The following is a 26676-nucleotide window of genomic DNA, read 5'->3' on the forward strand; positions in this document are numbered from 1 at the left end:
GATAAAAATGTCCATACTCCATAATACTTTGAAACTTTCTTTCAATAAGAAAACCTTGAATATATCTTACAGCATTGTATGAAATATTAAAATCATAAAGAAATATGCTTGTTTCATTTTTATAAAATCCTTTGATTTTCTTTTTTTCGCATTCAATGCAACCAGATTTTTCTCGCCTTGCCTGTATAGAGCAATAGGATTATAGTATTTGTAGAGGTTAGTCATTGCTAACGGAGGCTTTATGTCAATAAAAAAAATAAATGATTGGTTTGAAAAAGCGGGTGCATTCATGGTGTGCCACCGCTGGAATTTTATAATAGGACTTTTTATACTCACGCTTTTTTGTTGTGCAGGACTTTCTCGCCTAAAATTAAGCACAAACGAAGCAGAATGGTTTGACAACTGGGACACTGTAAAGATGAACCAAGACCATTTTGAAGAAATTTTTGGAAGCACAGATTCTGTAATGGCACACATAAAAGCAAAAGATGTTTTTGCTCCAGAAGTTCTTGAAATGATAAAAAATCTTGGAGATAGGCTTTTAAACGAAGTTCCTTATGCAGACTCCGTTACAAGTCTTATGAGTCTTTCTATTCCGATTGGAACTGAAGACGGATTTGAAGTAGCTTCGCCTTTTGAAGATGGAGTTCCTGACGATCCAAAAATTCTTGCAGAAAAAAAAGCATTCATTCTGAGCAGAGAATCTTTAAAAAACATTCTCGTGAGCGAGGACTCGACAGAAACCTGGCTTATCTTAAACCTTGAACATTACACAGAAGATATGGAAACTGCTGAACGTAAAATTGCTCCTCCTGCAATGAATGTCTTTAATTCTCCCGAATTTAAATCTGATAAATGGGAGATTAGACCAGCAGGACTTTCTTATACAGAATACGAAGAAGGCGTTGTAATCACCGAGCAACTGATAAGCAAGATTGCAATTGGATTTTTAGTTATGATTTTCTTCTTGATTGTCTTTATACGCTCAATGCGCGGAGTTATTGTTCCAGCCGTTGCAACTTTTTGTTCGCTTGGAACAACGCTTGGCGCTTCCGCTTGGCTTGGAATTACAGGCGATAAGACAATGGTTATGGTTGCAATAATGCTTACGATGGCACTTGCAGTAGGATATTCGGTTCACTATATAAATGCTTTTAAACTGCACTTTCGTCAAACAGGCAAACGAAAAGATTCTGTAATAAAGGGACTTCGAGATTCAGGCTGGCCACTATTTTTTACAGTTGTAACAACGATGGGCGGTATGCTTTCGTTTTTGGCAGGCGGAATAAAACCTATGCGTTGGGTTGGAGGAATCACCGCTGCCGCAGTATTTATGGTTTTTTTATATATAATTATTTTGCTTCCTTGCCTCTACAGTTTTGGCAAAGACAAATTAGAAGATAAAAAATACATAGAACGAAAAGGCTCAACAACCTTTGACTTAGGAGTTGAGCGAATGGGCAAAGCGATTTTAAACAAAAAATGGATTACAGTCGCTTTAAGCGCCATAGTAGTTGCCGTAAGCATACCCGGAATTTTTAAGATAAAAGTAAATTTGGACTATTCGTCGATGATGGGCGAAAAAATACCGTACATAAAGCGCATGCTAGAAATTGCACGCTCACAAATCGGCTCGCAGTACAGTTACGATGTGTTAATCGAATATGCTGATGAAGATGCAATAAAAAATCCGCAAGTTTTAAAAAATATGGATGAACTTACAGACAGAATTGCGACTTTAAGCATGACAAAGATAAGCGGAGGCAAACCACGCGTTTCTTCTGTAACAAAAATCATAAAAGAGATGAACCGCACACTCAACAATGACGACGAAAAATTTTATTCAATTCCGGATGATTATGACCTTGTAAGCCAGATAATGTTCCTCTACGAAATTTCTGGTGGCACAGATTTAAACGAATATGTTAGCCAAGATTTTAGAGCGGCGTATCTTCATGTCGATATGAAAGGCTACGATGCTAAAGAGTGCAATCAAAACGTGCAAACTGTAGAAAAATGGATTAAAGAGTTGTTCCCAGACACAAAAACCGCTGGTGTTGTTGGCGTAGTTATGAACTATGCAGTGATGAACGAAAAAATTGTAAGCGGTTCAATAAAATCAATCGGAACGTCGCTTGTCATCATACTAATCCTGCTCATAATCGCCTTTGCTTCAATAAAAACTGGACTTATCGCGATGATTCCAAACATTGTTCCTGTACTTTTATGCGGTTCTGTAATGGGCTACGCAGGATACAACCTAGACATGATAACCGCAATGATTGTTCCTATGATTTTAGGAATTGCAGTCGACGATACAATCCATTTTACAAACCACATAAAATATCATTTTGAACTTTGCGGGGATTACAGGCTTTCAATAGAAAAATCATTCCGCGAAATCGGAAAATCTATGATTATGTCTACAGTAATTTTGTGTGCAATGTTTTTTATCTTTACGACAAGCCCAATGGCAACGCTCGCAAGAATAGGAATTCTCTCGCTAGTTGGACTTGGGTCTGCTTTAATTGCAGATTACACGCTCACACCAGTGCTCATGTACATCTGTAAGCCATTTGGAAAAGAAAAAAATATCGAATAAAAGGTTTTAAGTTTGCATTGTAGGCTTAAAAATATTTGGAATTAGAGTTTTTTAGGAGTTATTATGAAAAAAATTTTATCATCAATCTTTACATTCGCATTTGTTGTTGCTGCAATATCCGCACAAAATCTATCAGGCTACGATATCGTCAAAAAAAACGATGATTTGCCTTCGCCAAAAACTTCTGCATCAACTGCAACCTTGACAATCCACACAAAAAAAGGCGACAGACTCCGCGAAGTTATAATGAAGACAAAAGATTATGGCGATGTAAAAAAAGAAGTCATCGTGTTTACAACTCCAAAAGATGTTGCAGGAGTTGGCTATCTCATGTTCAATTATGAAGAAAAAGAAGACGGCTCAAAAAAAGATTCTGACAACTGGCTTTATATGCCTGCAATGAAAAAGGTTCGCCGAATCGCTTCAAGTGGAACGGAATCCGAAGGCAACTTTATGGGAACAGATTTTACGTATCAGGATATGGGCGACCGTTCAATCAACAAAGATGTTTACACTCTCTTGGGCGAAGAAGCGGTGGATGGAGTTGATTGCTACAAAGTTGAATGTGTAAGTAAAACAAAAACAGAAAAAAATCCACGCCGAATTGTCTATATCGCAAAAAAAGATTTTGTTCTTCGCAAAGCGGAGTACTTTGACCGCCAAAATCAGTTGCACAGAATTTTAACGACTTCTGGCATAAAAGAAATCGACGGATATATGGCAACAACTTTTATGAAGATGGAAAATGTGCAATCAGGAACCTGGTCGGTTATCGAAATTAAAAATATCGTCTACAACTCGACCGACATTGACGACTCACTTTTTACCGTTGCATCGCTGGAAAAAGGTCGCATTCGCTAGCATAAAATTTTGCAATTTTTATAGTTGGGCGGCTTTTTGCATTCGCAAAAATCGGGCTTTGCGTGGTTCCGCTTACGCTGCATTGGCGTAAAACGCCAACGGCTTCGCCGCCACTCCAATCCCTTGCCGTAGGTAGCTCGCAGGCGAGATGTGGGGCTACAAGTAGACCCTTGCCGCATAGTCACACAGGGACGTGTGACTTACAACCAAATGTCGACAGTTTTGCAAAAACACTAAGAGGATTTTAAATGAAAAAACTAATTTATTTTCTTGCAGTATCAATTTTTTCTACTGGACTTTTTGCTCAAGAAACTTCTTTTTCTGGAAATTTAAGCAATCAATGGGGAGCACTCTCTCCGTGGACTAGCGACAGCTGGGATTTTTCGCTTGGAAAAATAGATTTTACTGGGAAGATAGAATCTACTTTTCAAGAAAGTAGAGCGTTCATCGAAGGCAATATCAATCACGATTTTATTACCTCTCAAACAGATTTTGAATTGAACGAAGCATATATCGATTATTCAAAAGAAAACTGGGGCTTTAAAATCGGCAGGCAAAAAATAGTTTGGGGCAAAGCTGACGGCCTTGATATTACAAACTATGTATTTCCACAAGATTTATCGTCAATTTTTGAAGATGAAAACACGATTGCAGTAAACGGACTAAAATTTTCTGTCTATGGAAGCACATTCAACATAGAAACTCTTTGGCTTCCATTTTTTAGAGGAACAAAACTTCCGCTTGAAAATTCAAATCCTCTAAAAAAATATGTAATTCCACCGCAAGCTATTAGTATTGCTCTTAATTCACCAGAATTAAACTTAAAAAACGGCGAATACGGCATAAAAGCAAGCGGATATTTTTCTTTATGCGACATTTCTATCTACGGTTTTTATGGCTGGGACAAATTTCCAAACTTAACTTACAAAACGGATGGGGCAACTCCCCCAACTATCACAATCAACGGCAAATACGAACGCCTTGCAATGCTGGGACTCGATATGGCAATTCCAATAAAAGAGATTGTTTTGCGTGCAGAAACTGCGTATTTTCCAAATCGAAAAATGCAATCAGCAAGCGTACTCATAATGGGCGGAAAAAACAGTTTTATCGAAAAGAACGAAATTATGGGTTTAATTGGAGTGGACTGGATGAAAGACAACTGGACCCTAACCGCACAGTATTATTGCGATAATGTTTTTAGCGGCGTTGAAGGTCTTGAAAGAAAATCTTCCTACGAACACGCTTCAACTTTAAGCATATCAAAAACGCTTTTGAGCGAAACTTTAAAATTATCTTTATCGGCAGTTCTCGGCTTGAACGATTTTGACAGTGCCGCTTCGTTCAAAGCAGAATACGAACTTTCCGACCAGATAAAAATAGGTGCAGGAATAAAAGCCTTCTTTAAAGGAGCAAAGAACGACGGTAAATATGGGGTTTACAAGGATTTAAGTACCCAATATATAAAAGTTCAGTATGTGTTTTAACAAGTCGCCCAAAAAGCATATACGAGTGCCAAATCTAAGGAGCAAAACGCTTTTTGGGCAGTTCTAAAATAAAAAATTAAATTGCTACTTCTTTGTAGAGTTCCGGATGTTTTTCAAACTCTCTAACTACATAGGAGCAGACAGGTTTTATTTTTTTGCCTTGTGATTTTGCATTTTCCACAACACAGGTCAAAAGTCTTTTTGCAATTCCTTGTCCACCGTATTTTTCGTCGACAACTGTGTGGTTTACCGTCCAAATATCGCCATCTGCTATAAATGAGCAATATCCAATTTCTGTTTGTGCGTCGTAGGCCGCACTCTTATTTTTTAACGCTTCAAATTTAACTTCTATCATAATCGTTTACCATGCAGCAATGAGATTCTTCATTATGGTTACATCGCTTTGTGAACCTTCGCCTTCGTATTTAAAAAGAACTGGAACTTTGTATTCTTGAGAAATTGAATCTGCGGCAAAACCAAAAGTCTTTGCGTGCCTTGCTGAACTGCAATTGCCAACTACAGCTTTTAAATGTAAATGATTATCCTTTAAAAAGGTTTTTACATTTTCTGGAACTAAGCCATTGCCTGTTGTTGGCGTAAAAAGGATAAAATCTTCAGATACTTTTTCGCTTCCGTCTTTGAGTTCTAAAGCATCCGTTACAGCAAGTTTGTCTAAAAATTTACGTGTTGAGCCGTGGGCTGTTGCGTATATTATTTTCATAAAATTTTCCTCTTTTTGTGAATCTTATTATTAATTTTAGTTTAGCACAGAAATTTTTTGTGCGGAATGATTTTTATATTATTTGCGTTAGCGGTTGTAGTGGTCGCAAAGCGAGTGTGCATAAGCACACCGTAGGCGCTCTGACGCCGTAGCCACGAAAGACGCGCCCAACAGGGCAAAGCCCTGCTGGGAACGCCCATATTATAATAAAAGAATTTTTGCTATTCTTCTTGGATTGGATTATTCCAAAAGTCGTATCCTATTGAATATATCCTTTTGCCAGAAAAATAATCTGCGGTCAATTTTACGATGATTCCGTTTAACACAAGAATTGATATGATGTTTGGAATTGCCATGAGGCCGTTTACTATGTCTGCTATTGTCCAAACTGCACTTACGGTCATGTAAGGGCCTGCAAAAACTGCCAATATATAAAGCCAACGATAGATTTTTACGGGGAGCATTTTGCCATTTGATAGATATTCTATACAACGCTCGGAATAATAATCCCAGCCCAAAATTGTTGTAAAGGCAAACAATACAAGGCTTATCATTAAAATAAATGAAATTACGATATCTGGTATGCGCGGAAGCAGGATATGGAACGCTGCGTTTGTTATTCCAAAACCAGCAAGTCCAAATTCTGCCTGCCAAGAACCTGAAATTACAATTACAAGCCCTGTTACTGTGCAGATTACTATTGTGTCAAAGAAAGTCCCCGTCATAGAGATTATTCCCTGCTGTACTGCGTGTTCAACTTTTGCGGCAGATGCTGCTATTGGAGCGGAGCCAAGCCCAGCTTCGTTCGAAAAAATACCACGAGCAATTCCCTTTTGCATTGCAACTATCATTGCGCCAATTGCTCCACCTGCTGCTGCTTTAAAACCAAACGCACCTTGGAATATTTGCTCAAAGGCATCTGTAACTTTTGAAAGGTTACACATTACTGCAAGTGCTCCTAAAACAACGTACAAAACCGCCATGATAGGAACGACTATACCAGCAACAGATGATATGCGCTTTAATCCGCCTATTATGACTAAGGCAACAAGCAACGCGAGTATTATGGACGATATAACTACCACAAGCGAATAGGTACCTATGCCTGGAATTACAATTGTTGAAAGTTCTGAATTTGCTGCGATTTTTGCAAATGTTTCTATCGCAACAGAAATTGAGTTTACTTGGCTAAAAGTTCCTATTCCAAAAAGTCCTACCATCGTGCCAAAAATTGCAAATAGAATGGCAAGTGTTTTCCCAAGCTTTGGAAATTTAGCCCCAACTCCTTTTTCGCAAGTGTAAAAAGGGCCGCCCAAAATATGCCCATCGGATTTTTCTTCTCTAAAATGAATCGCTAAAAGACATTCCGAATATTTTGTTGCCATTCCCAAAAGTGCTGCAAGCCACATCCAAAAAAGTGCCCCGGGACCGCCCAAAGATATTGCAGTTGCAACTCCAACTATGTTTCCTGTTCCTATTGTTGCAGAAAGCGAGGTACAAAGTGCTTTGAAAGAAGATAATTCGCCGCCATGTTTTTTGTCTGTCTTACGAAAGATTGATCTGAGTGCAAATTTTAACTGAGAAAATTGCACACCGCGAAGTTTGATTGTAAGAAAAATTCCTGTTGCTAAAATCAGGATTATGAGCGGAAGCCCCCAAACAAAATTGTCTATCGCTTCCAATACAGAATTGATTTTTGCGAACACCGATGAACTCATAGTGTTCTCCTTTAAAGAAAATCTCCACAATAAATGCACACAGTTTTGAAATTTTGGCACAAAACCAGATATAAAAAAATTCTGGTAAATGCACAAACTTTTTATATGCAATTATGCAATGCAGAGAAAAAAAATAGAGCCCATCTCTTTTGGACAGGCTCTCTGAAGTGTGGAACAGTTTTAACTCCGTCCTTTGTGCCTGAGATATCGGTTTTTATAACCTTAACCCTTCGGCGTCCTGCTTTTAAACAGGAACTCTCCAGAGAGATGGCAGAGGTACAACGACCTGCCTTCGCATTAAAAATACTGAATTGGAAGTTTTTTTACAATACGATTTTTATTTTTAAGGTCTAAGTTGCAAGGATTCTGCTGAGGAAAAAGCATGATATTCTTCTTTATTATAAGGAAAATCCCAAGTTCCACCAAAATGAACTTTTTGACCTCCAAAACCTGTCTTAAAAATAAAAAGCCCTGCCATAGAATTAGTTTTATCATCGCTCGGGGGAATTCCCATCAAATCGTATTTTGTGCAACCTTTTGAACGAGCAAATCTTATTACTTCCCATTGTAGCCCGTAATTTGGCATACATTGCCGATTTTCTAAAGAACTTGCTGCATACATATAATAAGCAGAACTTCCACATATTGCCAAAATCAAACCGCTTAAAATTTTATTTTCTTTTGAAGCAGTAAAAAGATAAAATTCAGGAAGAGGTGCAGTTGCATCAAGCGGAACTATATTTTTGTCATCAAAACGTCGCTCGTTTTTTACATTATTTTGGCAAAGCATTTCAAAAAGGATTTTAAAATATTCGAATTCTTCATAGTAAAAGCCTTTGCGCTCTGCCGTTTGCTTATATATTTTGTGCCATTCCTCTAATTTTTGCATAATAAGTGGAGAAGATTTATCGTATATTTCAAATTCAACTCCTTCTTTATAAGAACGCCTTATGGAATTTCTAGTCTGTTGCCTCATCATAGAAAGCAATTTTTCTGGAGAAGGTCTTAAATCCATTATGACAGTATTTGGACACAAATGATTTGATTGTGCCTTATACAAATTGTGATGTTTTGTGCCAAAATTCATTGCAAGTTGAGAAAGTTCAATTCTCTTATCAGAATTAAAAGCACCTGGAACAGCCCAAGGAATATCAAAGCGAATAAATAGGGTTTCTTTAGGCAAAAAATCTTTTATGCAAAATGCAATTTCTTCGAGAATAAAACCTCTCTCATTTTCAGCAATATTTATTGCAGGAGAACGGGGCGTGTATGCGTAGACAGTATTGAATTTTGTTTTTCTAATTTGAACTAAAAGAGAAAAAATCTTCATAGACCCAAAAGAAGGCTCACTTTCGCAAAAATCTTTTGTATATCCAACCCAAAAATAAAGAGATTTTTCTTTGTTTACTTTATGTTTAAATTCTCCCCAAAATGGAGTTTGAAAAATAATATCTGTAGGCGGCAAATCCTGTGGCAAGGCAGGAACAATCTTAATCATAGAAAAAGACTCTAACCTTACCTAAAGAAATCCACAAGATTTACTACTGTATACCATAGTAGTAGTGCCTATACTTTTGAAGGCTATGCTAGAGGCGGATTTTAAAATTCATCAAGGTTTTGTTTTATAAAACAAGATGAAAAAAAAACGTAGTTTCTAACAAACAAAAATGGCGGGAATTATTTTTTTTCGATATATTCTTTTAAAGGAATCCATTCGCCAGCGTCATTTTTTTCAAAGACAAAAAGCGAGTTTCCTTTAAACCAAAATTCATTTTCAATTTCATCAGAATATCTAGCGCCATCAGCAGAAACCGCATGTGGCAGGGTAAATTCTTTGTCTCCCAATTTTACTTTTACAAAATCAAGACTTTTATCCGAAAGTTCATAAAAAACCGCAATCACTTTATTTCCGTCTGAAGAAACATAGCTCCCAGAATTTGTAACAACCGCTTTTAATGATTTATCTTCTGCTTTTGAACAAGATAAGAGCGAAAATACAATCAAAGAGAGTGCAATAAACATAATTTTTTTCATATTTTATCCTTGCAGGCACAAAGGTGAAGAACATACAAAATGTTCAAGCAGCTAAATCCTGACTTTTATTCGTTTCGTATTTATACCACATTTTACACAGTTTTATCAAATCTTTCTTTGTGATAACATCGACTCGCTGTAATTATTGCAAATTAAAAATAAGTTTTACGGGAGAATTTAGTAACTATGGATATGCAGATGAATTTTGTGAGAAAACTGCCAGTTCCAAAAGAATTAAAAGAACAGTTTCCTCTTGGTGATGAAGTTAGAAAGATAAAGGAAGAGCGCGATGTTATAATCAAAAATATTTTTGAAGGAAAAGACAATCGCTTTTTTTTGGTTATAGGGCCATGTTCGGCAGATAACGAAGAGGCAGTTCTCGACTATATGGGAAGGCTCGTAAAAGTTCAGGAAAAAGTAAAAGATAAAATTTTTATAATTCCTCGCGTTTACACAAATAAGCCTAGAACAAAAGGCACAGGTTACAAAGGAATGTTGCACCAGCCAAATCCACAAAAAGACGAAGATATGCTGGCAGGAATAATTGCAATTAGAGAGATGCATACAAGAGTTGTAAAAGAAACTGGTTTTACCTGTGCGGAAGAAATGCTCTATCCAGAAAACCACCGCTATCTTTCTGACCTTTTGGCTTATGTGGCAATAGGCGCTCGTTCTGTAGAAGACCAGTTTCATAGAATGGTAGCAAGTGGAGTGGGAATTCCTGTAGGAATGAAAAATCCAACATCTGGCGATATTTCTGTAATGATGAACTCTATAACGGCAGCGCAGGCAAAACAGAAATTTTTGTATAGAGGATGGGAAGTTACGACAGAAGGCAATCCTTTAGCCCATGCAATTTTGCGAGGATATGTAGATGCATACGGAAGAAGCCATTCAAACTATCATTATGAAGATTTGCAAAATCTGATAGAAAATTATGCGATTTCAAAACTTGAAAATCCAGCTGTTATCGTAGACTGCAACCATGCAAACTCGGACAAAAAATATATGGAACAGATTAGGATTGCAAAAGATGTTCTGCACAGTTGCCATGTTTCTTCCGACATAAGAAATATCGTAAAAGGTTTGATGATAGAAAGTTATATAGAAGACGGAGCACAATCCATTGGAGATGGTATATACGGAAAATCGATAACAGACCCTTGCTTAGGCTGGACTAAAACAGAAAAATTGATTTTTGAAATTGCAGATGCATTATAATCGTTATAAGTGATATAAAAATCACTTCAAAAACTATTAAAAATCTTTGTGGAATTTTCTTCAATTATATTGCAAAGCTTTTCCACACTGATTTTTAAAACATCGGCAATATCACGATAAACTTTTTTTATAAGTCCAACCGAATTGTCAGAACCGCCAAGCCAAATTTCGCTGTCTGGATTGTCGGTTTCTGCAAGCAAAAGACTTAAAGGAGTGAGCCGTAAAAGTTCTTGAATATGCTTAGACCTACAAGTTTCACAGCCAAAAGTCTGTATATAGCCTCTTTTTATAAATTCTTTATATATTTCTTTATCGCCGTCATACCAATGGATTATTGGTTTTGCACAAGAATATTCTTCTAAAATTCGGCATATTTTTTCTTCCGCATCTTTTGTGTGAATCACACAGTACTTTTTTTCTTCATTACAGTGTTGCAAAAAATACCGAAAAACCCTTTCCTGCTCCGCCTCACTAGCATCTTTATACCAGCAAAAATCCATTCCGATTTCGCCAATCATGCAAGAACCTGTGCAAAGTTCATCAAAAACTTTTAAATTTTTTGGTGCGTAGGGGACTTTAGAAGGATGAATTCCAAAGGTCGAAATTATTTTTGTGCTACATCCTAAAGAATCACATTTTTTTTGAATTTGAATATTTTTTTTATAGGATTTTTCATCGACAGAACTTGATACGATAATTCCGCCAAAATTTGCAAGCTGTTCAAAAAGTGCGTTTTCGTCTTTGTAAAAATCCAAATGAGTATGAAAATCTATGTACATGGCAAAAAAAAATCAGCGTGCATAAACACGCTGACTAAAAGTTTACCTTATTTTAAAGGTGCTGGATACTGAACTTCAGCAGCCGCAACATCAAACGGCCATACAGCAGTCCATTTTCCATCTTGGATTTGCGAAATAGCAACCTTTGCTGGAAGGTTATTCTGATGATGCTGAACTCCATCGATAACTTCATCACCAAATTTTATTTCGTTGTAAGGAAGAATGATTTTTGGTCCATTAGGGAAACCATTAATAATGTGCATATTCGCTAAAGCATCGCGAACTTTAGTACCATCTGTAGAACCAGCTTGTTCAAATGCTGTCTTTAAAATCCATACTGCAGTAAAAGATTCAGCAGAGTGACCGTTCATATCAACTCCATACTTTTCTTTAAACTTTGCATTGATTTCTTTTCCTTTTGGAAGATCAGCACTGTATTCAACTACAGAAGCAATTCCGTTAGAAATTTTTGGTGTTGCAGGAATAAATGAAGGATCAGCAAAACCATTTGCTTTTGCAACGATTACAGGAGGATGAGCATTCTGTTCTGTAAGAGTCTTTGTAAACAAGATAGCATCTGCAATATAAGATTCGCACAAAACTGCGTCTGGATTTGCATTGCGGATTTTTAAAACTTCAGAAGTAAGATCTGTTGTTCCACCTGAATATTGAACTTCTGCTACGATATCAAAACCATACTTTGGAGCCAAGATGCGAGAACAGCGGATGAGTTCCTGACCAATATTTGAATTATCTGCAAAAATTGCAATTTTCTTCATAGGAACATTCTTTGTTTTTTGCAAGTCCTGAAGATATTTATACTGGTCTTCTACATAATCTGTATTTGTAGGACACATACGGAAGAAATATTTTAAGCCTTGGCTAGAAAGGTTATCTACAGTGGAAATTGCTGTTAATTCAGGAATTTTATACTGTTCACAAACCTGAGCTGCAATTGCAGTTATTGTAGACTGATGGCAACCCAAAATTGCATTTACCTTATCTTGAGTAACAAGGCGCTCTGCTACAGAACGTCCAACTTTTGGATCTCCCTGGGTATCTCCACGTACAATTTCGATTTTTTTACCGTTTACCCCCCCCTGTGCGTTAATCATTTCTACGGCAAAATCAACACCACGCATGATGTTGTTTCCAATGGCAGCTTTGTCACCAGAAAGTGCATACATTGCGCCAATTTTGATTGTTTCTGGTTCAGCAGATTTTTTACTGCAGCCAACAGATAAAATCAATGAAGATGCAACAACACTTGCCAGTAAAACTTTACTGATTTTTTTCATAAACTAGTCCTCCTTATTTAACTTGTTTATCATAAAAAAAATTTAAATACCTAAATAAGCTTTTTTTACATGCTCGTTTGTTTGGAGTTTTGAAGCTTCATCCTCCAATACAACTTTTCCGTTTTCTATTACATACCCATAATCAGAAACAGCAAGAGCTTTTGTTATGTCCTGCTCAACAAGAAGAATACCAATATTCCTTTGTCGCGCAAGAAAAAGTGCAACCTCAAGAATATCATCTACAATGTTTGGAGCAAGTCCCAACGAGGGTTCATCCAAAATCAAAAGTTTTGGCAAGCCTATAAGAGCTCTTGCAACCGCAACCATTTGCTGTTCTCCTCCAGAAAGAGTGCCCGCAACCTGCTTTCGTCTTTCTTTTATCTTTGGGAAAAATTTATATACAAATTCTTCGCTCTCTTTAAAAGCATGTTTTGCAGCTTTGTTGTAAGCACCCATTTCAAGATTTTCGTAAACAGTCATTCCTGTAAAAAGTTGTCTTCCTTCCGGAACTTGAATAATTCCTTGATCGAGAATAAAGCGACTAGACTTTCCCATCAATTCTTCATCATTAAAAACAACAGAACCAGCCGTAGGTTTTACCATTCCAGTTATCGTTCTAACAGTGGTAGTTTTTCCAGAACCATTAGAACCTAATATTGAAACTACCTGCCCGGCCTTTACTTCTAGCGATATATCCCACAAAACTTGAACTTTGCCATATCCGGAACAGAGATTTTTAACTTTTAGCATAACTACTCCTTCTTTTTCCCAAGATAGACTTCAATAACATAAGGATCGTTCATAACATGATGTGGGGTTCCTTCTGCAATTTTTTCCCCATGATGAACAACTATAACTTTTTCGCAAAGGTTTACGACAGCGCGCATTATGTGTTCAATCAAAAAAATTGTAACTCCGCTTTCGTTTATCTTTCGAATCAAGTCTATCGCTTGATCTGTTTCTGTGGGATTAAGCCCTGCCATAACTTCATCCAAAAAAAGCATGTTGGGTTTTGTTGCCAGAGCCCTTGCCATTTCCAGTCGCTTTTGATCTGGAGTTCCCATTTCGCCCGCAATCAAATTTCTTTTAGAATAAAGCCCCGTAAATTCCAAAATTTCTTCTGCAATTTCTTTTGCTTCTTTTAGATTTTTTGCCTTATTCTTTCCAAAGAATGCACTTGGAACGATATTTTCCAAAACAGAAAGAGATGAAAGCGGCTTCATAATCTGGAACGTTCTTGCAATTCCCATATCTGTATATTCGTAAGGTTTACAGAGAGTTATGTCTTTTCCTTTGTAAAAAATATGTCCGTAACTTGGCGGATAATAACCGCAAATCATATTAAAAGTCGTAGATTTGCCGGCACCGTTTGGACCTATCATTCCAGTAATCTTTCCTTCTTCAATTTCAAAAGAAAGGTCATTTACCGCTTTTAATCCACGGAAGTTTTTTGTTATATGTTCAACTTTGATAATCGGTAAGTCGCTCATTGTTGAACCTCCTGCTCATCTTTTAGACCAAAGATTTTTCGGTCAATCCAGTGTTTTGCTTTGCTCTTATTGTACCAGCCCAAAATTCCAACTGGCCTGAATCTTATTATGCAAAGAAGGGTTATAGCGTAAAGGATGAGATTTATGCCTGGTAAAATTCCACCAAATTTATTTCTAAGCCATTCGCTCAAGGTTAAAAGTATTATTCCACCAACCAAAGGGCCTTCAACAAAAGCAGCACCGCCAATTACAGCAGGCAAAATAAATTCTGTCGAAAATGATTGTAACATGAGATCACAATCGATATATCTGTTGTAATTTGCATAAAAACACCCAACCAAAGCCGCAATCATTGCTGATATAACCAAGGCTATAACCTTGTATTTCATAGGTTTTATTCCTATTGCATTTGCAACGTCTTCGTCTTCTCTAATCGTTTTTAAAGCGAATCCAAGTTTGCTATTATTTATTTTTTTCATCAAAAGATAGACAAGGATAACCATCACGAGTGCAATGTAATAGTATGGTGTTTTTGAATGAAATCTAAACTGTGCAAATGAAGGATCCCCATACGGAAGAGGAATTCCCATCGCCTTTCCTGCATAATCCCAGTTGAGCATAAACTGTCTTATCGTTTCGCCAAAAGCTATGGAAACGAGCGTAAAATATGGACCTTTCAAAAGAAAGCAAGGATAAAAAATAACACCTGCAATCAAGCCTACAAAAACCACAGAAATTGGAATCGTAAGCCAAGGGTTCATTCCGCTTTTTACCATAAAAAGACAGGCAACATAAGCACCAAGTCCCATATAGGCTGCATGTCCAAGTGAATTCTGTCCAGTCATTCCACCCAAAAGATTCCATGCAAGCGACATTGTAGTAGTATAAAATATTACGATAAAAACGTTTACGACATACGGATTTCCTGCAAACAAAACTGGTAAAAGCAAAAGTAAAGCGCAAAATGCACAAAGTGCAATTAAACGGCGTTTTTTATAAGTAGTTAAAGAAGTAAACATCTTATCTTCTCCTCATTATTATGACTTGGCGGACAACTAAAATTATTATGAAAGTAACAAAAACAGTTAAATCGCGATATGTAGGTCCTATTATTAAACTGCTCATGGTTTCCATAAGACCTAAGACAATTCCTGCTATACATGCACCTTGAATAGAACCAAATCCGCCAACAACAACAACGATGAGAGCTTTAAAACTGAATTGAGCACCAACCGTTGGATTTATTACATAGAAAAGTGTCAACAAATCGCCTGCAACACCTGCAAGAGCACAACCAAGACCATACGTAAAGATGTATATTCGTTTTACGGGAATTCCAACTACGCCTGCACCAATAGAATTCTGAGAAACAGCGCGTATCATTTTTCCAATTTTAGAATATTTTAAAAAGACAAAAAGTGAAAAAGTTATCAGAATCAAAGTTAAAAGGCTTACAAGCTTTGGAAGTAAAATTGAAACAGGACCAAGGTGAAGTGTAATTCCACTGTAAGATGTAACAATTGTTCTGTTTAACGAAGAAAAAATTACTAATGCTACGTTTTGGTATAGGAGTCCCAACCCTACTGTCAAAAATAAAAGGTTTGTAAAACTGTGTGTTCCCAAGGAAGGCGTTATGAGCGTATGTTGAACTAGCGCTCCAATTCCAAAAGTACACAGGGCAACCAGAGGGATTGCCGCATAAGGATCGATTCCGAGATTTGCAAATACGAAAGTCAAATACATTCCTATCATAAGCATTTCGCCATGACAGAAATTAATGATTTTCATAACCCCAAAAATTACATTCTGACCCATACCCATCAATGAGTAAAAGCCGCCGATTAAGATGCCGTTTACAACGGCCTGTAGGAATATGTCCATATTCTCCTCAAAAAGTTTGTCTTATTACAAGATTATGGCGTTTTTTTTATAGGCGCAATTAATTAAACGTTATTTTTATAGCAATCAATATTTTAAGGTCTTTCCTCAACAAACACTTAACTTGTCGCATTAGTTCAATAGTTCTATAATTTTAAATAATCGAGGCAAAATATGAAAGATATGACAACAGGCCCGGTGACAAAACATCTTGTGACCTATGCAATCCCGATGATATTGGGGAATTTTTTTCAATTAACATATAATGCCGTAGACTCAATAATACTCGGCCATTTTTCTGGAAAACACAGTTTAGCAGCAGTTGGAATTGCAAATCCTGTTATGAACATAATGATTTTCTTTATCGTTGGAATATGTCTTGGAGCTGGAATTTTAATGAGTGAATTTTACGGCGCAAAAGATGAACAAAAATTAAAGAAAGAAATAAGCACAACTATAGTAATAGGTTTTTCGTTTACACTTTTTGTAAGTATTTTGTGTTACATATTTGTTGAACATATATTGATGGCAATAAGAACTCCTCAAGATTTGATAGAAACTACTTCGCATTATCTTCGAATAGTTTTTTTAGGGCTGGTTTTTACTTTTTTTTACAATGTTTTTGCAGCTGCACTTAGAGCCGTTGGCGACAGCAAAACTCCAATAATTTGTGTTGGAATAAGTGCAATTTTAAATGGAATTTTAGATTACGTTTTTGTCGCTGTGCTAAATATGCAAATAAAGGGAGCTGCTTATGCAACTGTCCTAAGTCAAGCAGTAAGTTGTACTTTGGTTTTAACCAGCATATATTTAAAAGAGCCTATGCTTGCAATAAGAAGAGGAGAATTCATCTTTGATAAAAAATTAGTAAAAAGCACATTAAATTATAGTTGGGCAACAGCGTTACAGCAAATAGTGCTTTATGTCGGAAAACTTTTAATCCAAAGTGCAGTAAATCCACTTGGAACAGACGCAATTGCAACGTTCAATGCAGGTTCAAAGATAGACGATTTTTGCTATCAACCAGCACAAAGCATAGGACACACTATAACAACCTTTATGGCACAGAACAAAGGAGCACATCAAAAAGAAAGAATGCTCAAAGGATTTAAAAAAGGAATGCTTATAGAATGGGTGTATGGCCTTTTTATAGGTATATTTGTATTTCTCATGAGAGAGCCGCTTATAACATTGTTTGCAACAAAAAATGAAGTAAGCGTAATAAGTTTAGGTAAAGAATATCTTTTAGTTATGTCTCTCCTTTACATACTTCCAGCCACAACAAACGGCATCCAGGGATTTTTTAGAGGACTTGGAATAATGAAAGTTACTGTAATTGCAACAACCTCACAGATAGTTTTTAGAGTTGCATTCAGTTATATACTTGCAAGTATCTTTGCTTCTAAATTTGAAACTTCCCGAGGAATTATAGGTATTGCTCTTGCCTGCCTTGCCGGTTGGACTGCAATGCTTTTATACGAGTTGCCTGCATTAAAAATTTACGGAAAAAAATTCAAAGAGCAAAAATTCAGCGAGTAAATAAAAAACAAAAAAAATCGCGGTTACAATAATCGATTTTATTCTATATTATTAAAATATGCTTAAAGGATTAAAAAGGTTTTCGCGTGGTGGAATTTTTCGCCTTGTTGTAACTTTTATTTCATTTGGGATTCAGATTTTTTGGCTTTGGTCTCTAAGCCATCGTCTTGAACAATATTCAACACTTATCGCAGTTTCTACAGACATACTTGTTGCAATGCTAATAATTCACGTTTACAACAAACAAAATTACAGCATTTCGCTAAAAGTTCCTTGGATAATTTTAATTTTAGTTTTTCCGATTATAGGAATAAGCCTATATTTTTTAAGCGAAAATAACCATCAGTCAAAAAAAGTAAGATTAAATACTCTCAAGACAAAACGAGAAGTAAAAAGATTTTTTCAATCTGACAGCTCAGTTATTAACGAAATTGAAAAATTAGACAAACGTGTTGCAAATCAATTTTTTTACCTTTCAAAAAACGAACACTTTCCAGCATTCATAAACACATACGCAAAATTTTACGGCAACACAACCGAATGTTTCTTAGAACAATTAAAAGCGCTTAGGTTGGCAAAAAAATTTATTTTTATTGAATATCACGCAATTGAAGATGCAAAAGCCTTTTCTCAAATGCTAAAAATTTTAGAGCAAAAAGTAAAAGACGCAGTTGAAGTAAGAATATTATACGATGATGTTGGAAGCATAGGTTTTATAAATCGAAAATTTACAGAAAAAATGGCAGCTTTAAACATACGCTGTAAGGATTTTAATTCAGTTTCTCCGCTTATAAGCCTTTTTATGAACAATCGCGACCACAGAAAAATGATGATAATAGACGAAAAAGTTGCCTTTACAGGTGGCTATAACATAGCAGACGAATACTTTAACTACACAAGCCCTTACGGACACTGGAAAGATAGCGGTCTAAAAATACGAGGAACCGCCGTAAACACTTTTACTCAACTTTTTCTTGAAATGTGGAATTCTTCCGAAAAAAAAATTGAAAACCTATCTTCATACTTTGAAAATTCCAAATACAAAAATTCAAGTAGCGACGGATTTATTCAACCTTATGCGGACACACCTTTAGACAATTCTTACACAGGCGAAAACGTCTATTTGAATATAATAAAATGGGCAGAAAACTATGTTTACATAACAACACCGTATCTTATTTTGGGAGACGAAATGAAAAGAGAACTTTTTTTGGCAGCATTGCGTGGTGTTGATGTAAGAATTGTAACTCCTGGAATTCCTGATAAAAAGTTAATTTATAAATTGACTCGCTCTTTTTACAGCGAATTAATTGCCGCAGGAATAAAAATATTCGAATACAGTCCAGGATTTATACACTCCAAACAGATGCTCGCAGACGACAGCCTTGCAGCAGTTGGAACGATAAATATGGATTTTAGAAGTTTTCATCACAATTTTGAAAACGGAGTTTTAATGTACAAAACAGGAGCAATTTCTTCGATTAAGGATGATTTTGATTCAATTTTTAAAGTTTCTGCAGATGTTTCAGAAAAATATAAAAAGAGAAAAAAACATTTTATGTCTTTTTCTGATAGGGTTTTAAGATTATTTTCAACTTTACTGTAAATCTTACTGCTATTAGGACTTATTACTATTTACAATTAATTTTTTTTACTTTATATTTTTGATTAAAGAGAATTAAAATAGATTTAATAAGGAGAAACAGTCTTATGGAAATTAAATTCTTTAAATGTAAAAAGTGTGGAAAAGTTATTGCTCTTTTGAATTCCGCAAACACACCAAGTGTTTGTTGTGGCGAAGAGATGAGCCTTTTAAAAGCAGGAGCAACAGATGGGGCAGTTGAAAAACATGTTCCTGTTGCAAGCGTAAGTGGAAACAAAGTTGAAGTAACAGTTGGTTCAGTTTTGCATCCTATGGAAGAAATACACTTTATAGAATGGATTGGTATTGTAGACAGCGAAGGCTTTAGAGTAAAAACTTTAAAAGCTGGCGAAGCACCAAAAGCAAGTTTTACTGTAGGTAACCCTGAAGAAAATTTTGAAGTTTACGCTTACTGTAATTTGCACGGACTTTGGTCTGCAAAAAAATAACGGGCTAGGATATGGAACCCCGCAGTTTGCAGATGGCAGCCAACGGCAAAACCTTATGGCTGCCATCTGCAAATGAAGCGAAGCGGAAGGGTGGAACATCCGACCCGAAGGGTAGCCCCAAAAAATTCTAAAAAAATCTCATTTCTTTCTCCACTCTTAAAAGTTTTATCATTTTTTTATTTTAAAAACATTTGAAGTAATCCTAGAATAAAGGTAAATTGATGTTAAAATAATACTATTGGAGATAAGGTATGGAAATTTCAGATTCAATAAAATATGTGGGCGTTAGCGACAAAAAACATATAATGTTTGAAAGTCAGTTCGATTGCCCGAAAGGTATGTCATATAATTCTTACGTTATTTTGGACGAAAAAATTGCCGTTTTAGATAGCGTTGATGCGGATTTTGGTGACGAGTGGATTGCTAATTTAAAAGAAGTTTTAAAAGATAGAAAACCCGATTATTTAGTTGTGCATCACATGGAAATGGATCATTCAAGCAACATAATGAAATTCATTGAATGCTATCCTGAAGCAAAAATTGTAGCGTCTAAAGTTGCGTTTACAATGATGAAAAATATGTTTTTTACAGACTTTCCTGAAAAGCAGGTTGTTGTAGGAGAAGGCTCAAAGCTTGAACTTGGTAAACATTGCCTTAACTTTATTACCGCACAAAATGTTCACTGGCCAGAAGTAATAATGGGTTACGAAAGTTCTGAAAAAGTTATGTTTACGGCAGATGGTTTTGGAAAATTTGGTGCAATAGAAGAAGGCTCAAATGAAGAATGGAAAGACGAAGCACGTCGCTATTATTTTGCAATCGTAGGAAAATTTGGTCAGTTTGTTCAGGCGGTTTTGAAAAAACTTCCTGCTTTTGAAATAAAAAAAATATGTTCACTCCACGGACCAGTTTTAGATTCTAATATAGGCGAATACGTAAAGTCTTATGATATTTGGTCTTCTTATGCGCCCGAAGAAGACGGAGTATTTATTGCTTATACTTCCGTATATAGAAATACAAAAAAAGCTGCAGAATTGTTGGCAAAAATTTTGCATGAAAAAGGATGCAAAAATGTTGTAATTGCAGACCTTGCAAGAGAAGATACCGCTCAAGCGATTGCGAATGCATTTAGATACAGCAAATTGGTTTTAGCTTCTACGACGTATTGCAATGGTGTTTTCCCAAAGATGAGAGAATTTATTGAACACCTTGCACACCGTAACTTCCAGAAAAGAATGGTTGCCTTTGTTGAAAACGGAACCTGGGCTCCATCTGCGGCAAAAACAATGACAACACTTTTAGAGCCTTGCAAAGACCTTTCTATTTTGCCAGAAAAAGTTACAATCAAGATTACTATGACAGAAGAAAATAAAAAGCAATTAGAAAATCTTGCAACACAACTTTTGGCATAAGATGGAACACGTTTTAGGGTAATCCGGAGAAATTTTGCGTAAATCTCCGCGACTTACGAAAAAAAATATTGCCGACTGCAATTAAATTATAGGGCTGTCCAAAAATGAAGGGCAGTCCTTTTTTTTATTTAAAGCACGCTAAAATACATGATACAATTTGCTTATGAGAAAAATAACTGTAATAACTGGCGCAAGTTCTGGAATAGGAAAAGAATTTGCAATTCAACTTTTTAACTTATACGAAAAACTTTCTGAACCAAGAGAAATATGGCTTTTAGCACGTTCAAAAGATGCCATGACAGAAATTTCAAAATCTCTTAGCGGAAATAACGGCAAAATCGTTGTAAAGGTTTTTGCAATAGATTTAGCAGGAAAACAAGGAGCTTTTGGCTTTAACGAAATTTTGCAAAAAGAAATGCAGGACTCTCCGCTTGAAATTGAACGGCTCATAAATAATGCTGGTTTTGGAACTTACGGTCCTTTTGAAGAAACTTCTACCGAACGAGAATTGTCGATGATAGATTTAAACTGCACTTCTTTGACTGGTATTTGCGGATTCAGCATAAAATTTATGGCAAAAGATTCTTACATAATAAATGTTGCTTCTTTGGCCGCCTTTATGCCACTTGGAAATTTTGCAGTTTATGCAGCAACAAAAGCGTATGTGCTTTCGTTCACAGTCGCTTTAGCAGCAGAATTAAAACCAAAAGGAATAAAAGTTTGTGCACTTTGCCCCGGAAGCGTAAGCACAAATTTTGCAAACATCGCAAGCAATGGAAAACGAAAATTGGTCTGGCACGGAAAATCGCCAGAGAAAGTTGTGCGAGATTGTATAAAAAAATCTATTTCTGGCAAAAAAATAATAATCACCTTTGCAAAATGGAAAATTCTTGCCTTTTTAAGCCGTTTTATAGGCAAATTTACCGTAGCAAACTACACATTTAAATATTCTGAAAGACCTTATTAGAAAAATCTTATACACTTAATCGCAAGAATCTACTAAAATCCTATAGAAACGCAGGAGAAGAGTTTTAGCCTAAAGTTTCTAATCTTATAGCTGGAGTACAAATGCTTAAAATTTCTACAAAAGGACAGTATGCCTTGCTTTTAATGACGGACTTAGCCGACCAAGACCCAACAAAATATATTGCTCTAAAAATATTGAGCCACAGGCACAATTTAAGCCCAAAATATGCGGAACAGATTTTAATGCAACTCAGCAAGGCAGGGCTTGTAACAGGATTAAGAGGCAATAACGGCGGTTATAAACTTTCTAAAAGTCCTGAAGAATACACCGCTGGAGAAATTTTGCGCGCAATGGAAGGAGACTTAAATCCAAAAGGAAGCACAGAGGGAAAAACCGTATCAAATATTGGGAACGACGCTTTTTGGCAAGGATTTGACAACGCCGTAAACAAATACGTCGACAGTATAACGCTTGAAAAAATCGCAAAGAAAAATCGAGAATTTAATGGTTTTGATTATATAATTTAGATTTATAAAAAAAACTGTTGACTAAATATTTTCAACCTAGTATATCTATAGGTAATTAAAAAGTTTGCCTTGCGAACTTATCTTATTACGCTGACTTTGTAAAATTAAGACAGCGAGGAGAAAAATATGAAAAAGATTTTAAGTCTTTCACTTGCATTTCTTGCAGCAGTTGCAGTAAATGCACAGACCGTTCTTAAAGTTGGAGCAACTCCAGAACCTCACGCAGAAATTTTAAATCTTGTAAAAGACGATTTAAAAGCAAAGGGAATCGACTTGCAGGTTATAGAATTTACGGATTATGTAACGCCAAACGATGCTGTTGAATCTGGCGACATAGACGCAAACTATTTCCAGCACATTCCTTACCTCGATTCTTTTAATAAAGAAAGAGGATACCACCTTGTAAATGCGGCTGGAATTCACGTTGAGCCATTTGCAGTTTATTCTAACAAAATTAAGAATCTTAAAGACCTTAAGAAAAAGGCTACAGTTGCAATTCCAAATGACCCAACAAACGAGGCTCGTGCACTTCTTCTGTTGCAGGAAGCAGGTTTAATCACTTTAAAAGCTGGAGCAGGAATTGATGCAACTCCAATCGATATAAAAAATAATCCTTTAAAACTTAAATTTAAGGAAATCGAAGCCGCTTCTCTTCCGAGAGTTCTTAACGATGTGGATGCAGCAGTTATCAACGGAAATTACGCTCTCCCGGCAGGGCTTTCTGCAAAGCGAGATGGGCTTTTTATTGAAGGCTCTTCATCGCCTTATGTAAATGTAATTGCCGTTAAAGCTGGAAGCGAAAACAAACCTGCAATTCAAGAACTTATAAAAGCGCTCAAAAGCCAGAAAGTAAAGGATTTTATCTCCAAAAAATATCCAAACGGAGAAGTTGTTACTGTTTTCTAAAAAATAAAAGGATGAAAATACGAGATTTTCCAAAATCATCCTTTATGAAAGCATTTAACTTGAATGTTATAGTAAATAAAAAACGCTGCCTGATTTAGTTTTTTAGGTAGCGTTTTTTGTTTTTTCTGTGAATAATTTTATTTTCTTTAAAGACGATATTAAAATCCTGCTAAATCTTTTATCACTTCGCTAGCAATTAAAAGCCCGGCAACCGGAGGAACAAAAGAATTGCTGCCTGGCACTCTTTTTTCTGTTTCTTGATGGCGAATCGGAGTTTCTGTTGAATACAAACATTTTAATTTTTTTACACCACGCTTTTTTAATTCCGCTCTCATAACCCTTGCAAGCGGACAAACACTCGTGTTGTAAATATCTGCAATTTTTAAGAGCGAAGGTTCAATTTTATTTCCTGCTCCCATGCAACTCATAACAGGAACCTCTGCCTTTTGCGCCTTTTGGATTATTTCTATCTTCCCTTTTACCGTATCTATGCAATCCACGACATAGTCGTAACAAGAAAAATCAAATTGAGCCGATGTTTCTGGCAAAAAAAAGACTTTATGCTTTACGACTTTGCAGTCTGGGTTTATGTCTAAAATTCTTTGTTCTGCAACATCAACCTTGTTTTTGCCGACTGTTGAATGCAAAGCATAAATTTGACGGTTTATATTTGAAAAACACACTTTATCATCATCGACTATATCCAAAAATCCAATTCCTGCTCGTGCAAGTGCCTCCACAACATAACTGCCAACACCACCGATTCCAAATACGATGACACGAGCATGCGAAAGTTTTTGCATTTTTTCTTTGCCAAAAATCAGTTGAGTTCTTTCAAAAAGTTCTTCGCTCATAAAATGATTTTCGGCAAATATATTCGACAGATAAAATTAAGTTCTAAACAAATTTATTTCGTCGCCCATTTGCTTTATAGAATCCGCCATTTTTTTAGAAATCAGAGAAAGCGCAGAACCTGTTTCATTTATCTTTTTTGCACCAACACCCATTTCCTGCATGCTATTTTTCATAAGAGATGAACTATTTTGCAAAAGTTGGATTTCTTTTAAAATTTGCGCATTGCCTTCGCTCATTTCTTTTGATGCCATGCGAACTTCTAGCGTGCTGTCATTCATAGCGTGCAGGGCCTCATTTATTTGCTGAGAACCTGTTGCCTGTTCTTCCATTGCAGAGCGAATCTGTCTTACAAGTTCATCTGTTTCTTGGATTTTTCCAGCAACGCTCATAAATGCATCGCTAGAATCGTGGCTTGCATTTACAACTGTTTGAATTGATTCTTGAATTCCCTGCAACTGCTCGCCAATCGTTTTTGATTGAAGCGTTGAAGTTTCCGAAAGTTTTCGAATTTCATCAGCAACAACAGAAAAACCTTTTCCTGCCTCGCCCGCATGCGCCGCTTCTATTGCCGCATTCATAGCCAAAAGATTTGTCTGTTCTGCAATGGACGATATAACGGCATTTGCTTCCTGCAAAGATTGCGATTGGTTTCGTATCAATTCAATTTTATCGTTTACATTTAACTGCAATTCTGAACCGCTTTTTGCACGATTTTGCAAATCTGCGAATGAAGCAGCCATCTTATCCATAGATTTATTTACAGAGTCGATATTTCCTATCATCTGCTCTACGGCGGCAGATGCCTGATTTACACCTGCAGTTTGATTTTCGACCATCTTTTCAAGCGAAGCAACATTGGATGCAATTTCGTTAACCGCACCTGCAGTTTCGTCTACACTGTCAACCTGATTGTTTATCTGACCATGAACAGAATTTATATTTGCAAGAATTTGTGTGATTGAACTTGTTGCATCCTGCGTACTTGCGTTTAGGTCTTCTCCTGCTTGCGCAAGGTTTCCACTAACGCCTTTTAGACTGATAATCATCGCCTGCAATTTTTCTGTAAATTTATTAAAGCCCTTTATAACATCGCCAACTTCATCATTAGAGAAGTTTTTGATTCTTTTTGTAAGATCTGCGTGTCCTGTTGCGATTTCGTTTATGCTGTTTTTTACAAAAATAAGTGGACGACTAGTCATAATTACAACAAGCATTGTTAAAGCAAAACCTATAAGAATGACTATAACAGTAAGGATAATCGCTGTACGCGCAAGGGTATTTAAATCTGCAAAAAAATAATCGTAGGGTGCACTACAGAAAACCACCCAAGAACAATCTCCGCCAATTGGTCTGTAAACGCCACCCATTTTTTTATTGGTAAAAGTATCGACAAAGATACCACTGCCAGTTTTTCCAGAGCAGGCCTCATTTAAGAATTTATACATGCTGGAATTTTTATCTATTTCATTTATGCTATTTCCGTTTGCAGTTCTGTTTCCGTTTGCATTACTAATAAGGGTTTTTGTTTCAATATCTAAAATATAAGGGTGATATCCATCACCTATATCTATTTTTTTTACAGTTTCTTCCAACATATCCCCAAGAACAACAGAAACTATTACCCCAATTATTTTATTATCATAATCGTAAACAGGAACTGAATAAAACATTAAACTCTGTCCCTTTCTCACGGTATCTATAACCTGAGGCTTAGAAACATAGCGTTTGCCTGTGATGGGAATTTTAAAGTAATCAGAATTAGGGCGACTTATTCGCTGTCCGTCAGAAATTATTGTATTTCCTTCCTTATCGATAAAAATAATATTTTCATAACGATTTGGGAATTTCCTGGCAATATCACGCAATGCTTCACATTTTTCTTCTAAACTTGCCTTATTTGAATTAAAAATATGCAGAGCCGCTAAATTTTCTAATAGCTTAAATTCGGAATCGTTATTGTTGCGTATTATATTTACAACATTTGAAGTAATTTCTACCATATGATTTTTAACAGACTTTTTTAAGGCTCTTTGGGAAATCATAAACATTCCCACTCCAATAGAAAGACCAGAAAACAAAATCAACCCTATAACCAAAATGCCAAGTTTTACTTTTATAGTAACCTTCATAATTTACAGACCCCTTATACTAGCGTTACGAGAAATTTGTCGACAAAAATATTATTTTTATGCCAAGAATTTTAATTTAGTTAGAGAGAATACATCTATATGCTTAATGCATACTTAATTTTTTATAAATTTCTTTTTATATAACAAGAAATCCTATTGCA

Annotated in this window: 24 protein-coding genes and 1 riboswitch; of the genes, 11 read left to right on the top strand and 13 right to left on the bottom strand. The window is 36.1% G+C overall.

Features of this window, described 5'->3' with window-relative positions; all coding sequences use genetic code 11:
- Positions 1 to 241: 241 nt before the first annotated feature.
- The 3 genes from FXX65_RS02720 (at position 242) to FXX65_RS02730 (ending at position 4950) form a co-directional block, all read left to right on the top strand.
- The gene (locus FXX65_RS02720) at positions 242 to 2602 is read left to right on the top strand and encodes an efflux RND transporter permease subunit (RefSeq protein WP_147614982.1); all 2361 of its coding nucleotides are present in this window, start codon (positions 242 to 244) and stop codon (positions 2600 to 2602) included.
- Between the two features lie 63 nt (positions 2603 to 2665).
- Complete coding sequence (locus tag FXX65_RS02725; protein WP_147614983.1) at positions 2666 to 3463, top strand: outer membrane lipoprotein-sorting protein; 798 nt, start codon at positions 2666 to 2668, stop codon at positions 3461 to 3463.
- A gap of 248 nt (positions 3464 to 3711) precedes the next feature.
- Positions 3712 to 4950, top strand: coding sequence for a DUF1302 family protein (locus FXX65_RS02730; RefSeq protein WP_147614984.1), 1239 nt, complete (start codon positions 3712 to 3714; stop codon positions 4948 to 4950).
- Between the two features lie 76 nt (positions 4951 to 5026).
- Here FXX65_RS02730 and FXX65_RS02735 read toward each other — a convergent pair whose 3' ends face one another.
- From FXX65_RS02735 to FXX65_RS02755, 5 genes are all read right to left on the bottom strand, one after another.
- Positions 5027 to 5305 (bottom strand): GNAT family N-acetyltransferase, encoded by a 279-nt coding sequence (locus tag FXX65_RS02735; RefSeq protein WP_147613329.1) that lies wholly within the window; start codon positions 5303 to 5305, stop codon positions 5027 to 5029.
- Positions 5306 to 5311: 6 nt separating this feature from the next.
- On the bottom strand, positions 5312 to 5671 hold the full coding sequence (locus tag FXX65_RS02740; protein WP_147614985.1) for a class Ib ribonucleoside-diphosphate reductase assembly flavoprotein NrdI: 360 nt from the start codon (positions 5669 to 5671) through the stop codon (positions 5312 to 5314).
- A gap of 221 nt (positions 5672 to 5892) precedes the next feature.
- A complete protein-coding gene (locus tag FXX65_RS02745; RefSeq protein WP_147614986.1) occupies positions 5893 to 7389 on the bottom strand; it encodes an alanine/glycine:cation symporter family protein in 1497 nt (498 codons plus the stop codon).
- Positions 7390 to 7565: 176 nt separating this feature from the next.
- Positions 7566 to 7662: riboswitch (glycine riboswitch) on the bottom strand.
- Positions 7663 to 7732: 70 nt separating this feature from the next.
- Positions 7733 to 8887 carry a lipid II:glycine glycyltransferase FemX gene (locus tag FXX65_RS02750; RefSeq protein ID WP_147614987.1) on the bottom strand — a complete coding sequence of 385 codons (1155 nt, stop codon included), beginning with the start codon at positions 8885 to 8887 and terminating at the stop codon, positions 7733 to 7735.
- Between the two features lie 179 nt (positions 8888 to 9066).
- The gene (locus tag FXX65_RS02755; RefSeq protein ID WP_147614988.1) at positions 9067 to 9423 is read right to left on the bottom strand and encodes an MliC family protein; all 357 of its coding nucleotides are present in this window, start codon (positions 9421 to 9423) and stop codon (positions 9067 to 9069) included.
- Between the two features lie 198 nt (positions 9424 to 9621).
- Between FXX65_RS02755 and FXX65_RS02760 the strand changes: the two genes are divergently transcribed.
- A complete protein-coding gene (locus FXX65_RS02760) occupies positions 9622 to 10644 on the top strand; it encodes a 3-deoxy-7-phosphoheptulonate synthase (RefSeq protein WP_246104335.1) in 1023 nt (340 codons plus the stop codon).
- A gap of 26 nt (positions 10645 to 10670) precedes the next feature.
- On the opposite strand, the gene FXX65_RS02765 is transcribed toward FXX65_RS02760, so the two are convergent.
- From FXX65_RS02765 to FXX65_RS02790, 6 genes are read right to left on the bottom strand one after another with little or no spacing between them, the layout of a single operon-like run.
- Positions 10671 to 11423, bottom strand: coding sequence for a TatD family hydrolase (locus tag FXX65_RS02765; protein WP_147614990.1), 753 nt, complete (start codon positions 11421 to 11423; stop codon positions 10671 to 10673).
- Positions 11424 to 11470: 47 nt separating this feature from the next.
- A complete protein-coding gene (locus FXX65_RS02770) occupies positions 11471 to 12721 on the bottom strand; it encodes an ABC transporter substrate-binding protein (protein ID WP_147613336.1) in 1251 nt (416 codons plus the stop codon).
- A 42-nt stretch (positions 12722 to 12763) separates the two neighbouring features.
- Positions 12764 to 13471, bottom strand: coding sequence for an ABC transporter ATP-binding protein (locus tag FXX65_RS02775; RefSeq protein WP_147614991.1), 708 nt, complete (start codon positions 13469 to 13471; stop codon positions 12764 to 12766).
- Positions 13472 to 13473: 2 nt separating this feature from the next.
- The gene (locus FXX65_RS02780; protein ID WP_147614992.1) at positions 13474 to 14211 is read right to left on the bottom strand and encodes an ABC transporter ATP-binding protein; all 738 of its coding nucleotides are present in this window, start codon (positions 14209 to 14211) and stop codon (positions 13474 to 13476) included.
- Entirely contained in the window at positions 14208 to 15230 is a 1023-nt protein-coding gene (locus FXX65_RS02785) for a branched-chain amino acid ABC transporter permease (RefSeq protein WP_147613339.1), read from the bottom strand. The genes FXX65_RS02780 and FXX65_RS02785 overlap by 4 nt, the downstream gene beginning before the upstream one ends.
- A gap of 1 nt (position 15231) precedes the next feature.
- Positions 15232 to 16092, bottom strand: coding sequence for a branched-chain amino acid ABC transporter permease (locus FXX65_RS02790; protein WP_147613340.1), 861 nt, complete (start codon positions 16090 to 16092; stop codon positions 15232 to 15234).
- A gap of 171 nt (positions 16093 to 16263) precedes the next feature.
- On the opposite strand from FXX65_RS02790, the gene FXX65_RS02795 reads away from it, so the two are divergent.
- From FXX65_RS02795 to FXX65_RS02825, 7 genes are all read left to right on the top strand, one after another.
- Positions 16264 to 17628, top strand: a complete 1365-nt coding sequence (locus tag FXX65_RS02795; RefSeq protein ID WP_147614993.1) for an MATE family efflux transporter — start codon at positions 16264 to 16266, stop codon at positions 17626 to 17628.
- Between the two features lie 58 nt (positions 17629 to 17686).
- Complete coding sequence (cls, locus tag FXX65_RS02800; protein WP_147614994.1) at positions 17687 to 19234, top strand: cardiolipin synthase; 1548 nt, start codon at positions 17687 to 17689, stop codon at positions 19232 to 19234.
- A gap of 104 nt (positions 19235 to 19338) precedes the next feature.
- On the top strand, positions 19339 to 19719 hold the full coding sequence (locus FXX65_RS02805) for a desulfoferrodoxin family protein (protein ID WP_147614995.1): 381 nt from the start codon (positions 19339 to 19341) through the stop codon (positions 19717 to 19719).
- Positions 19720 to 19970: 251 nt separating this feature from the next.
- The gene (locus tag FXX65_RS02810) at positions 19971 to 21131 is read left to right on the top strand and encodes an FprA family A-type flavoprotein (RefSeq protein ID WP_147614996.1); all 1161 of its coding nucleotides are present in this window, start codon (positions 19971 to 19973) and stop codon (positions 21129 to 21131) included.
- Between the two features lie 163 nt (positions 21132 to 21294).
- Positions 21295 to 22098 carry an SDR family NAD(P)-dependent oxidoreductase gene (locus FXX65_RS02815; protein ID WP_147614997.1) on the top strand — a complete coding sequence of 268 codons (804 nt, stop codon included), beginning with the start codon at positions 21295 to 21297 and terminating at the stop codon, positions 22096 to 22098.
- Positions 22099 to 22199: 101 nt separating this feature from the next.
- Entirely contained in the window at positions 22200 to 22625 is a 426-nt protein-coding gene (locus tag FXX65_RS02820; protein WP_147613346.1) for an RrF2 family transcriptional regulator, read from the top strand.
- A gap of 126 nt (positions 22626 to 22751) precedes the next feature.
- A complete protein-coding gene (locus FXX65_RS02825; RefSeq protein WP_147614998.1) occupies positions 22752 to 23531 on the top strand; it encodes a MetQ/NlpA family ABC transporter substrate-binding protein in 780 nt (259 codons plus the stop codon).
- A 158-nt stretch (positions 23532 to 23689) separates the two neighbouring features.
- On the opposite strand, the gene FXX65_RS02830 is transcribed toward FXX65_RS02825, so the two are convergent.
- Positions 23690 to 24385 carry a tRNA threonylcarbamoyladenosine dehydratase gene (locus FXX65_RS02830; protein ID WP_147614999.1) on the bottom strand — a complete coding sequence of 232 codons (696 nt, stop codon included), beginning with the start codon at positions 24383 to 24385 and terminating at the stop codon, positions 23690 to 23692.
- A gap of 36 nt (positions 24386 to 24421) precedes the next feature.
- Positions 24422 to 26515 (bottom strand): methyl-accepting chemotaxis protein, encoded by a 2094-nt coding sequence (locus tag FXX65_RS02835; protein WP_246104336.1) that lies wholly within the window; start codon positions 26513 to 26515, stop codon positions 24422 to 24424.
- Between the last annotated feature and the right edge of the window lie 161 nt (positions 26516 to 26676).

The sequence above is a fragment of the Treponema pectinovorum genome, assembly GCF_900497595.1.
GTDB classification, from domain to species: domain Bacteria; phylum Spirochaetota; class Spirochaetia; order Treponematales; family Treponemataceae; genus Treponema_D; species Treponema_D pectinovorum.